The organism is Arthrobacter sp. BGA-UO-ETr-C19 (assembly GCF_059568005.1).
This window is the reverse complement of sequence record NZ_JCAQPC010000009.1, coordinates 1-12056: the sequence shown is the minus strand read 5'-3', so window position 1 is coordinate 12056 and position 12056 is coordinate 1. Positions and strand designations below refer to the sequence as shown.

Below are 12056 nucleotides of genomic sequence, written 5' to 3'. Positions count from 1 at the left end.
GGCACGGCCGCGGCGAGGAATTGGCACGCGCGAAATCGAGTGAAGACAGGCCTGGCACTTGACGACGTTGAACCAACCGCCCTCGCTGTTTACGGCATATGAGCTCAACTGATCTTTCCCGCATTCCGGACAAAGACCCGCGATAGCTTCTCGTTGGAGAGAAAGGACTTTAGTGTCCGTCTCTGGATCTGTACGCAATGAAAGCTCCCGTGTAGATGTGGACGATCTTTGGACGCCGATGACCCTGTTTGTCTGACAAAGTTTAAAATCGCAGCACGAGTAGGAATCATGATTTGTTGCGTCTGTCTGACAAGCTTAGGCATGATCGATGGAAGGCGCAAGGGTTCGCGTTGACTGACTACGGAGGGCTCAACCTGAACCCACTCACCCTGCATTTTCAGTGGTGATGTCATCGCCCGCCTTTAGAGTGATCACCCAGCTTTTTGCGGCCGACACCCGAGATAGTCAACAGGTACTCGATCCTGTCAACGAGCGGGGCGAGGAGTTCAGTATCGATCCGCTCGGTCACTTCCTCGATAATGGCGCTCATTACATCGATCCGCCCGCAGCACCCCTACGGGGTCACCCGAACCGCCACGCCCGGACGGCGCGCCATACGGTGTGGAGAGCTCGACGCCCGTCAGGCCCGGGAAGCGCTCCTACAGGGCATGGAGATCGAGGCCCGGCTCAGGAGCCCAGCATGCGGCTGTCTCGCGGCGGCCTACAAGACACGAAATCCGATCTGGTGAAGTGGACCGGAGCATTGGCTCGGAGGGCGGACGGCGGGCTCTACGGGTAAGGGACGGAGTAATGGTTACGGCCGAGGCGCCATTCAGGCCATCCACCTCAATGCGCAGCATCGCAGCAGTGCCCTGCGGAATAGCCTTCGGCGCCTTTCGACTCGCCCTTTGCCTTGAAGGTAGGCGCATATAACGAGGCAGAGCGTACGGAGTTCAGCTTCCTTCTCCGGCTCCACGTCGTCGTAATCGAAGAGAGTGGCCTGGACGTTCAACTCAGGGATGAAGGCATCCATCCGTGGCTCACTCAGATAATTGCTGTGCGGTCCCTGCCGAAGCTTCTGCTAACGTGGACACCGTGCAGCCAGGCGTCGCCGATGGAACTGACTTCAGCCAGAGTGAAGTTCTCGTTGAACACCTCGGCGACAACACGATGGAGCATGGCTTTGATGTCTATCGTCACCATGACAGTCTCTCAGTGCTTCCAGCCTGGGACGATGGCGAGCCGTAGCCGGTACCTTCGTTCCACGCTAGATACGCGATTCTCTCGCCCAATGACGACCCCTGGTAGAACGCCGATAATTTAGATTCTGTAAAGCTGGCCGACGGTGCTAACCTGGCTGGCCAATCCCGAACACAGGCAGCAGTGCAGAAACGAACCCCACACCGTCGACTATGAGCGTCCAGGCCAGAACGGGAAGCGCGAGTTTGAGATCCTTGCACCAGCGTGTCGCTATGGTGACCATTCCTCCAAGTGCGACGACACCCACTAAAGTTCCGATGCTGTTGTTTGTAAGCACCCCGATCACAGGAAAAGCGGCTGTGAGGAGGCACAGGCCAACGCTCCAGAGTATGCGCCGATTTCTGATCTTGGCTTCTGCCAAGGCGTTATCCGAAGCAGCTGCCTTCCCAAGGGCCTCCTGCAGTTGGCTTGCGAGCTCTGCGTTTGCCTTTTCGATTTCTAGTTCACGGATTCTAGCCTCACGAGCCTGATCGTATGCCTCACCGGCCTCGACCGTCACCCGGGCCAGGGCATCGTTTTGGCGGTCCTTTTCCTGCTGCATCATGGCGTCGACTCGCTTAGTTCTCGCAGCAAGAACGGCGGCAGCAATGACGGTGGATGACGACGTGGTTTCAAACTCATCCAGCATCTCTGGCAAAGAAAGCATCATCTGAGCATGCCGGAGATCCATGTCTGACCCACCTTGGTTCGGGGAAAGCTGGGCGGCGAGCCTCATAGCAAAATCCCCTGGGAATCGCGCTGGTAGCTGCCACATGGCTTCTTCAGCGAACTGGCCAGCTGCCGCCGATGCTAGATCTCGCAAATTCTCCTCAGGAGCACTGATAGATACGACAGTCGTCCACTGGGGAAGGCTCAATGTCAGGGACACCCTGTCCGATGAGATGGAGGCATATGCCGGCGCCATCTGGCGATCACTAGTTATTATCCAAGACCCAGGCCAATTCTTGGATTGCTCGCGGCTTCTGCGCCGCCAAGCCATTGCCATGGTGTCCGCGTCCCTCTCGATGGCATAGCTGGAGCGCCAGGATCGAGGACCCTTCTCGATCTGCTCCTGCAAAGCAGCTAGGCACCTTGCGACCCTGTCGGCAGACAAGTCATTGTTGTGGTGCCTGACGGTCGCACCCCACGAGACTAAGTCTTCTTCCAGACGTTCGCACGTGGCCATCATTTCGCTTAGGTTCTTGTATGTGCCATCCTTTAGGGCTGCTATACAAATCCCATGGATTTGGTCTTCGACCAGCGTGGCATAAAATTCGACCCTGGTGTTCCGATTGTGAGCTTCCCGGACGCGCTTCTCGACCTCCGGAATCTCTCGCTTCAGAAGTTGGTAAAGCTCATCGAGCGAATGCTGGCACACAACGACATCCCAACCAGCGGCCACCGCGCTGCGGATAGTCAATTCCGTGTCACGCCGGTCCGCCTTCCTACCAACCAGGGACAGAAGCACTGGCGTGTCTAAAATCGCGCGCTGACCTTCCGGGCTTCCGATTTCGCTCGTAATGTCAGCGCCGGAACGTCCGGAGACATAAGAATGAAGGATGCAGCCAGTCGTGATGAGGCTGACTAGCTCCTTCCCGAAGGGGTCAAGCGGATCTAGTGCTGCAAGGGCTAGCGACTTCAGCAGTTCGACCACTTCTTCATTGCTGCTGACATCGTCGAGATAGCTGAGGATGTCAGCGGATCTAACCTCTCTAGGCGTGATCTGGCCGTGGATGAGTTGCTCCACTTCCCCCATGTACGCTGCTTGCGACTTCTCGATTCCCACGATCAGTGCTTTCACCAGCTGGTTCAGCCAAAGAGCGGCCTCTGTACTGTCGGGCTCGTATCCCAATCCTTCACGGCTTCGAATTCTTAGATCAGCCATGACGCGTTCACGAAGGTCTGCAACCCAGTCCCCATGGCGTTGAACATCGGCTAGTCCCTCGGCCGTCAGGAACCATTCGGCGGACTCGTTAACTCCGACCAGCCGGAGCTCCTTACCAAGGGAAAGAGCAGAATTGATCTGCCCCGGTGTGGGCTGACTCCCGGGCCACATCTTCGATACCGCCTGACGAACGTCCTCGGATCTGGCGCGCTGGGCGCGGCGCAGAAATTGGCATGCGGCTGCACACAGGAGATCCGCTTCAGTTGAGGGGCGGGAAGACTTAAGGACGCGTTGGATGGCAGAGAGAAAGCCGATGGCGCCCGGGCCGGTTTCGTCTGGTTCAGTTGCGACATCAACGATTGCGGTCATGAAAGCCCCCTAAAGTACCCCGACTCGGGGAATTACAGCAGTGTCATTTATTTTAGCCAACATGGGCGTGGGAGAGGCGCGACATACGTTTTACTGGGTATGGTTCGCCGACAGCGCAAGACGATAATTCGTCTCGTCGCCTAGGAAGCGGTTACATGAAGTGAAGTCATCAACCATTCGCGAATGAACTCCAATTTATTGGAAGGACATGCTGAACCAAGAGTCCTTGCCAACCAGCGGGATATTCACCTGCGCTCTTCCGATCGTCAATTCGATGGTTCTGCCCTGCGGAAGTACCGTGAAGCCGCAGGCTCGATAGAAGGACGCGGACTCAGGTCCTGTCACACCATAAAGCCGCTTGAAGCCCTGCATTTGCACAAGCAGTTCCTTCATAAGCGCTTGGGCGACTCCCCGCCGACGACAATCTTTTCGAACAGCCAAGCTGTAGATCATTGCATGGTCCCTGATACCCTGGCCTGCCTCTGATGCTGGGAGTCCATGGCTGACGTAGGCTCGTATCTGCTCGGCTGCGGTGCCTGCATGCAGGGCTCCTACCAGCCCCTCGTCGTCCCGAACGGTCAGTATGTACGACGGGAACCCTTTGAGGGGATCTATCGCACGAGACAGCAAAGAGAATCTATTGACGTCGTGAATATGGGCGGCGAAAAACGCCTCGATTTCCGACCGGTCGGCGTCAGCGTTCACCCGGTCCACTTGAGCGGAGAGCACCTTGGGTGTCCTGTCATTTGGTCTCGGTGGCGACGGGAAGATCAATCGATGGGCAGTCACCCGCCCACTGCCGCCAATCAAAATCAGGACACATCCACGTAGCCGGCGGGCAGGCCTATCGAGTGCTTGGAGAAGGGCGTGAAGGGGGTAAACGGTGTAAAGGGGGTGAAAGGCGTGAACGGCGTGAAATGCGACGGCGCATGAACCTTCTTAAGGAAGCGATCGCCTACGAGCGTCCCGAGATACCTTTTGGTCGAAACTCCGCACACGTCGTCATTGTTCCAAGCAAGCCAGCCGATCCATTGGGCATTTGGGCCAAACAGGTTCTTGTCATCCTTGCTGGTACGGAACGCGACCCAGCGCCCAAGCGAATCGAAGTAGTAGATAGTCATAGATCTCCTGAGGTAGTCCGATTGCGATTAACTTAGCTCATGGGACCGACATTTTGCGGGGATGCGGTATGAGGGCCGTTGAGGCGCGATCTGCTTTACCAGAGCGCCATGGGTGCTTCAAAACGCGCTGAACATTCAGATGGGCTTTGCACCGATGAACGTCCAAGACAGGTTTGAGCCAATAAACGGCGCCTTCATGCCGCCCTTCGCGCGCTAAAGCCCGCACACACTCAGTTAGGCGCGGACGCCGAGATCGGCCGAAGATCCAGGAAGTGGCGAAACTCCGGCCAAATAGCGGTTGGCCGAAGTTCCATGACCAACCCTGCAGGGTGAACCTTGAGGTTGACTGGGAATCCGGGGGAGGGGAGAGGGCCCACTTCACGTGACTTGACGGAGGTACTGGTAGACCGTTTCCCGGCTGATTCCGTAGTCCCGGGCGAGCACGACTTTCGGGATGCCTGTGCCGGCGTGCTGGACCAGCTCTGCTGCCCGTTCTGGGGTCAGGGTTTTCTTTCGTCCTTTGTAGGCGCCGCGCTGCTTGGCCAAGGCGATTCCCTCACTTTGGCGTTCCCGGATCAGGGACCGCTCGAATTCGGCGAAGGCTGCCATGACCGAAAGCATGAGGTTGGCCATCGGAGAGTCCTCTCCGGTGAAGACCAGCTGTTCCTTGAGGAACTCGACCCGTACCCCGCGTCTGGTGAGGCCTTGGACGAGGGCGCGGAGGTCATCGAGGTTGCGGGCGAGACGGTCCATGCTGTGCACGACCACAGTGTCGCCGTCGCGGACGAACCGCAGCAGCTCGGTCAGCTGCGGCCGCGACACTGTCCCTGCCCGAGGCCTTGTCGCTAAAGACCCGGTCCAGGGTCTGGCCCTCGAGCTGGCGCCGCTCATTCTGATCCACCGCACTTACCCGGATGTACCGATGCGCTGACCGCTCACGGCAGCCTCCAATCCTCGACCTTGTGAGAAAGAGTGTCAGCGTCCTGACCGAACACGTCAAGACACCCGCGTCCAGCGCTGCCCGGGCCTGCATCCGATGCGGTACGCCGGGACAACGTCCATCGGTAGGGAACAACCCTGTCATGGTGCGTTGCACCCTGGCCAGAAGAGAGCCTGCCAAGTACAAAAATGAGAAGCGCCTACCGTGGCTACCGATTACGACGAAGTCCGTTCCGACGTCAAGGAATCCAGGACAGCTCCCTGGAGGCACTGAAGTCTGCCAGCGCCCCCGATGCCCGCAGCGTCGTTACTGAGCTGGACGAAGCCGACGCCCTCGACGAAGGGCTGACGCCCGGCGGGGAAATCGTCTCCGAGGAACTCATCGTCCAGGTCATCCCGCAGGGCAAGGATGAGTTCACCTGCTCGTCCTGTTTCCTGGTCCGGCACCGGTCCCAGCTCGCCAGTGAACGAAACGGCCAGTTCTACTGCATCGAGTGCGAAGGCTGACACCCCCGGCGGCTCGCGCACTGACGGGTCACCTCGTCTGCGAAGAGGAGTCAGCCGGCCGACGGCCGGTAAACGGACTCCAAAATGATGCATTGGATGCAATATGCAGGGTTTAGCTTTACATAACGCCGATTATCGGCGTCCGGGAATGGGACCAAAACAGCCGCCAGAACTGGTCCGGCTGCAGTTCAGCTGGGGCCTTCGTCGCTTGTGCTTCCGTTGAAAAGCGGAAGCAAGGGTCGTGCCGCGCTCCTGAAAACTTAGGAAGCCTGTCAGCAAATGCTGACAGGCTTCCTGGGAGTGGAAACATCCACAGCAAGCATATGCACCACCGGGGCCCGGCAGTTTAGAGCCGGTTCGGTCCGGGGCGTCTGCCGCCTGCACGCTGCGCTCAGTCTCCGTGTCACTGCGTGTGGGCTCTCAGGCTGGCGGACCCCGTGGCCCCGGAGCGCCGGTCGACACTCCCGGGTGTTCTGACACGCCGCTGGTTTTCGGTGGATACCGGGAAGGCAGTAGTTCACAGCCTCCAGTCCGGGCGGGCCGGTTCCGGTGGACATGCTGTGTTCAGCCGTTGCCGGTGACATTTGCTGCTGCTCGAGGTGTCGGCACCTGCCCTTACGATGGTCAGCCCAGTCGAAGGAACAGGTGGTCTCACGTGAACGAAGAAGGCAGTGGCAAGGCAACCCGTGTACAGGTCGCGGGATTGTGGATTGTGGATTGCGGCATGCAGTCTTGCCTTGGCGCTGCTCCGCACCGTCTTCGACGTGCTCGAAGTGATGGGACGGTGAGCGGCGGGCTGTACGGTTTTCCTTGATCACAGTAGTTGAGTTCTGCTCCTCACATCCGCTTCGTAGCCGCTGGGCGGCCCTGCCCAAACTCCGTACGGCAGGGCCCCGCGGGTCCGGCAGCCCCCGACACCCGCTGCCGGAACGCCTGCATCGGGAGGAGCTGCGCATCCTCTAGTTTCGCCTCTGCTTCAGCTCGACCGCTGAGCCGGCTACAAGCTCAGCGGCGCTCTTCTTAGCCGGCCGTGGCAAGAGGGAAAGAGGTGTACACGAATGTCGCCGCTTGGGGTTGCGCATTTCGAAGGTCGTGAATGCTGTCCCTCAATATGATCGAATCTCCAACCCCGAGCGTCACCTCGCCGTCCTGCAAAATGACGATCAATTCGCCGCTAAGCATCGTAATCACGTGCAGAGAAGGGTCACTGTGCAGATCCGGCTCAGCAGGGGCATCACCGTTTTCGGCCGGAATGGTAATCATCCGAACGACGGCTCCGTCAGTTGGAGCAGCTGGCCCCAACGCCCATTCGTCTTTGGGCAGGTCGTTCGGCCCAGCGGGAATATCGCGCTGCTGCCACAGCTCCTGCAGCAGGATTCCATTGGGAAAACGGGTGCAAGGCAGGGTTCTTTCGTCAGCCACTACCGTTGACTCGGCGGCGCCGTTGACACCCACGATAATGCGGCGGGCCGAGGGGTTAAGATCAGTGTTTTCTGGTTGCACAGATATTCCTTACATACTGCATGCGCGTGGGGTGGAATTTGGGACCGAATCATCAGGGACAAGGGATGGATGCCTTCCGTGTCCCCGGGATCTGATCTGGTGGGGCATCAGCGAATGACGCTGATGTGAACAGCTGAGACCGCGCAGGGCTTGTCGGTCGGATTCCGCCAGGCGTGCTTGGTGCCATGTTGGATGATGGTGCCCACCTGCCTCAAGATCGTCTCGCCCTTGTCCAGCAGAAGGCGCGCGCCTCCGGCTGGAATCACGGTGACGACATCGACATGTGTACCGAAGTCAGACTGTCTGTCCGCCGTCGACGACCATCGCGGCGCCGGTAGCGAATGAGGACTCATCGGAGGCTAGCCAGGCCACTGCGGCGGCGATCTCGGATGGGTAGCCTAGGCGTCCAATTGGCTCTTGGGCGATCATGGCGTCCCGTTTCTCCTGGAGGCCTTCAGTGGCGCGGTGGATCAGGCCCGTGTCGATAATCCCTGGGCAAATCGCGTTGATGCGGATACCGGATGTCGCGTACTCAAGTGCTGCCGACTTCGTAAGTCCAACCACTCCGTGTTTGGCGGCAGCGTAGGCAGCCACTCCGTTAAAGCCCTTGATCCCAGCGCCTGAGGCGGTGTTCACGATCGATCCCCCGCCGGACTCGAGCATCAAGGAAAGTTCGTACTTCATACAGATGAAGACACCGCGAAGATTCACCCTGACAATGCGGTCCCATTCATCCTCGCCGATCTCCGCCGTCGTCTTGAAGGGTTGCTCAATACCCGCATTGTTGAAGGCGATATCGATGCTGCCGAATTCGTCCGTAGCGGTCTGAAGCGCGGTCTGGACCTGTTCGCTTTCGGTGACATCACAGGTGACCCACAGGCCCTTTCCTCCGGCCTCGGTGATCAGGCGTGCAGTTTCCCGGCTTCCTTCTGCGGACAGGTCTGCTACGACGACGTTCGCGCCCCGCTGAGCAAACGTCAGTGCTGTGGTCCGGCCGATATCGCCGGCGCCGCCGGTCACAAATGCAGTCTTGCCGGCGAGTGTTCCCTCGTAGTTCATGATTTTCTCTCAATTCCTAAAGCTCAAAATTGTTTGAAGCGGATGGCAGGCATTACCCCGCGGTCCCGGTTCGGGGACGCCGGTGGGACAGGTGCGCGTCGAAAGCGGGCGTTAGGGGGTAAGGGCGGGTTGCTTGCGTTCCCCGACCTCACGAACGTCGGTTTCGATTTCCTCTAGAGTGCGTCCCATGGTCTCTGGCACGAAGCGCATGACGAAGATCAAGGCGAGTACATTCAGGACGGCGAATATTCCGAAGGTGGTGCTCGAGCCGATCATGTCGACCGCGACTGGGAACAGCATGGAGACCAGTGCGTTGGTGGCCCACAGTGCCGCAACTGCAAGCCCCATGGAGAACCCTCGGATCGGCAAAGGGAATATCTCTGAGAGAACCAGCCAAGCTGTGGTTCCCAGGAATCCGGTCATAGATGCGCTGACGCAGAGGAGAAGCGCCAGTATGAGGTATGAGCGGAAGTCCGACTGAGGGAGGAAGTACGCAAGTGCCAGAGCGGCGTGTGAAATCGTGACACCGGTGTAGCCGATCGCCATCATCCGTCGCCGGGGCGTGAAGCCTAGAAGCCAGATTCCCAGAAGGGTCATGACGATAAGTTCGACACCGACTACCAATGAGGCGATCAGTGCCGCCGAGTCCGCGAGGCCGCTGTCGGCAAGAACAGTCGGGGTGTAGTAATTAACGACGTTGGTGCCAGTCGTCTGCTGGGTAATCGCCAGCACGATCCCGATCCCCAGAATACGACGCATCCACGGGCTACCCCGCAGCAGCCGGACCGATCCGGAAGTCGAAGTCGTTTTCGTGTCATCCCGTTCCACGATCTCGATAATCTCGCGGTACTCGACGTCAGCGGTGTGCTTGTCCCGAAGCCGAAGCAGTGTGCGGTGCGCCTCTTCAAACCGCCCCTTGTGCGCGTACCAGCGAGGGGTGTCCGGCAGGAAAAACATCCCCGCGAACAGGGCGATGGCCGGGATCGCCGCGATTCCGAGCATGTACCGCCACACAAGGGGGTCGTGGATAGTAAGGTCCAGGGCCACGTTGGTAGTGAAGGCCAGGAAGATGCCGACCACGATCATCAGTTCGTTGATGGTTACGACACGGGCGCGCCGCTCCGGCGGTGCCAATTCGGCGAGATAAACGGGGCACGTCACTGAAGCGCAGCCCACGCCGAAACCTAGAACGATTCGGGCAACAACCAGGAGAGTCACGGTCGGGGCGAGAGCGCATCCGAGGGCTCCGATGAAAAAGATCACCGCGCAGATTAGCAGTGTTCGTTTGCGGCCCACGTGGTCAGCGAGCGGACCGCCGAGCAACGCGCCCAGCGTCGCCCCTGGGAACAGCAGTGATGTCACGACGAGCCCGGACTCGAATGCGTCAAGGTTCAGATCTTGGCGCATGTAAAGAAGGGCTCCGGAGATGACGCCCGTATCGAGGCCGAATAGGAGTCCACCCAGCGTGGCGATGGCGATGATGCGGGACATGGTCTTCTTCGCAGTAACCCGCTCTAGCGGCGGGGACATGGCGTTTTCAGGCATACGTTTCTCCTGGGGATCTTCATTGATTCTTGTAAGTACTTTGACTGTGTGCCATTGACCCTGAGTTGGTGCGGCCGCGCGGCAAAGGTTGCGAACGAGTTCAATCCGCTGTGTGCGGGCAAGCGCCCTAATACCTCTGGTCCTGATGTTCCGGTTCTGGTGAGCGGCACGACGGTGCGTTGTGAACTGCTCCTTCTCGATGTGAGCGGGCAAACACGCGACCGCAGCTGCTTCGTCGGCACATTCCGGTTAGGTACCAGGCTGGGCAGCCCTGCTGCTTCGGCCTACCGACCTCAGACAGCAGTAGTGATGCCGGCAGGCAAGCGCCGTGAATCTCGTGATTCGGGGTGGTAAAGCAATGAATCCTCCTCATTGAAGACATAGCCGGATGCTCACATGGGTATAGCGCGCTTTGTTGGGGCAGTAAACGGGACGGCCGACGAGTTCCTCAAGGGGACGACGACGCTGTGTGTTCCACAACACTAGAGCGCTCTTCGGGTTTAAGTCAAGGGTTGAGTAAAAGATATTGCATCTTCGTTCAGTGCTGGGACAAGATGAACCTATGCCCCTTTCCCCTGCGCTCTCAGCTGATGTCGGCCGGCACAACATGTCCTTGGTCATGGCTGCCGCGGCGGAGCACGAGCCCTGCGCGCGGAGCGAGATTCGGGTGCGGACAGGGCTTGTCAGCGGGACTGTAACGACGATGGTCGAGGAGCTTATCGCGCGCGGCCTTCTCATCGAGAGCGGGAACGCGCAAGGAAGCAGGGGCCGGCCCCGGAGGCTCTTGACCCCGGCGCCGGATCGCGTTCGCACTGTCGCAGTCCAGCTTTTCCCCGGGACAGTAGCCGGAGAAGTCCGCGATTTCGCCGGGCAGATCCTGTGGACCGAGACCTGGGAGCACAGCACGGCACGCGGGGATACCCAAGGGTTTGTAACCGTACTGGCGGGGATGCTCGATGCCGCGGCACAGCGTGCCTCGACCGCCCCCAACGCGTGGGTCACCGAACCGGTGATAATCGTGCCGGCCATCGTGAAATCAGACTCCCGCATTGTCGCTGCACTGCCCCTGGGCCTGAAGGACGTCGACCTTCGGGCTCCTTTGATCCGGTCGCTGAAGCATCCCCGGAGTCTGAGTTTCATCAATGACGGCGGACTCAGTGCTCTGGCAGAGTATTCCGCCCGCCCGCTCGAGGGCCGTCCCCGGACCATGGCCTACGTTGGCGCCCGCCACGAGGGCGTCGGCGGGGGGCTCGTCATCGACGGGGCCCTCTACGGGGGATCACACGGGTTGGGCGGACTAGTCGGCCACATAAGTGTGGACATGAGCGGCCCCGCGTGCAGTTGCGGTGCACGCGGGTGCCTCGAGCTCTACCTCAGCCTCCCGGCCCTCCTAAACCGGGCGGGCCTTGACCCCTCTCATTCCCTGGCCCAGCTAATTGAACGGCTTGACGAAGATGACACCAGAGCCCGCACAGCCCTAGATGAGGGAAGCCGAGCCCTGGCGGCAGCAATCGGCACCATGAGCAACTACACCGACATCGACCTCGTGGTACTCGGCGGCATCCTGCCCCCGCTGTTCCCCTGGCTCGAACCGCAACTCACCGACTTCATCAACACGCGAGCCCAGATGGTGCCCCAATTCACCCCCGAAGTCACCCTCGCAACATACGGATTAGAAGCACCCAAAAGAGGCGCGTGGCTCCACGCCCGAAACTCCATCCTCGACAATCCCTCCGAAGTCCCTTACCTCTAACAAGGACTGGTCAAACGGGACTGTAAGAAAAACGGTGTGTGAGGGTCCGGCCTGATCCGAAAGGAGACGGCCGTGTCAGAGTCCACGACCGAGATGACAGGGGTGATGATCGATCCTGTGACGGGAGAGATCATCG

Annotated in this window: 9 protein-coding genes and 2 pseudogenes; 2 read left to right on the top strand and 9 right to left on the bottom strand. The window is 59.5% G+C overall.

Annotated elements, in window-relative coordinates; genetic code table 11:
• Positions 1-409: 409 nt before the first annotated feature.
• From AC57BR_RS04540 to AC57BR_RS04515, 6 genes and pseudogenes are all read right to left on the bottom strand, one after another.
• A complete protein-coding gene (locus tag AC57BR_RS04540) occupies positions 410-550 on the bottom strand; it encodes a hypothetical protein (RefSeq protein WP_496358564.1) in 141 nt (46 codons plus the stop codon).
• A 494-nt stretch (positions 551-1044) separates the two neighbouring features.
• Positions 1045-1200 (bottom strand): hypothetical protein, encoded by a 156-nt coding sequence (locus AC57BR_RS04535; RefSeq protein WP_496358563.1) that lies wholly within the window; start codon positions 1198-1200, stop codon positions 1045-1047.
• 148 nt (positions 1201-1348) lie between these two features.
• The gene (locus tag AC57BR_RS04530) at positions 1349-3493 is read right to left on the bottom strand and encodes a hypothetical protein (protein WP_496358562.1); all 2145 of its coding nucleotides are present in this window, start codon (positions 3491-3493) and stop codon (positions 1349-1351) included.
• Positions 3494-3688: 195 nt separating this feature from the next.
• On the bottom strand, positions 3689-4198 hold the full coding sequence (locus AC57BR_RS04525) for a GNAT family N-acetyltransferase (RefSeq protein WP_496358561.1): 510 nt from the start codon (positions 4196-4198) through the stop codon (positions 3689-3691).
• Positions 4199-4305: 107 nt separating this feature from the next.
• Positions 4306-4614 carry a hypothetical protein gene (locus AC57BR_RS04520; protein ID WP_496358560.1) on the bottom strand — a complete coding sequence of 103 codons (309 nt, stop codon included), beginning with the start codon at positions 4612-4614 and terminating at the stop codon, positions 4306-4308.
• Positions 4615-4992: 378 nt separating this feature from the next.
• Positions 4993-5553 (bottom strand): annotated as a pseudogene (locus AC57BR_RS04515) (recombinase family protein).
• 205 nt (positions 5554-5758) lie between these two features.
• Here AC57BR_RS04515 and AC57BR_RS04510 point away from each other — a divergent pair.
• Positions 5759-6060, top strand: a pseudogene (locus tag AC57BR_RS04510) (DUF4193 domain-containing protein).
• Between the two features lie 1020 nt (positions 6061-7080).
• Here the strand turns inward: AC57BR_RS04510 and AC57BR_RS04505 are convergent.
• The 3 genes from AC57BR_RS04505 to AC57BR_RS04495 form a co-directional block, all read right to left on the bottom strand.
• Positions 7081-7563, bottom strand: a complete 483-nt coding sequence (locus AC57BR_RS04505; protein WP_496358559.1) for a cupin domain-containing protein — start codon at positions 7561-7563, stop codon at positions 7081-7083.
• 294 nt (positions 7564-7857) lie between these two features.
• A complete protein-coding gene (locus AC57BR_RS04500; protein ID WP_496358558.1) occupies positions 7858-8622 on the bottom strand; it encodes a glucose 1-dehydrogenase in 765 nt (254 codons plus the stop codon).
• 111 nt (positions 8623-8733) lie between these two features.
• Entirely contained in the window at positions 8734-10167 is a 1434-nt protein-coding gene (locus AC57BR_RS04495) for a sugar porter family MFS transporter (RefSeq protein ID WP_496358557.1), read from the bottom strand.
• Between the two features lie 562 nt (positions 10168-10729).
• On the opposite strand from AC57BR_RS04495, the gene AC57BR_RS04490 reads away from it, so the two are divergent.
• Positions 10730-11920: an ROK family protein gene (locus AC57BR_RS04490; RefSeq protein ID WP_496358556.1), complete on the top strand. Its 1191-nt coding sequence runs from the start codon at positions 10730-10732 to the stop codon at positions 11918-11920.
• Positions 11921-12056: the final 136 nt, after the last annotated feature.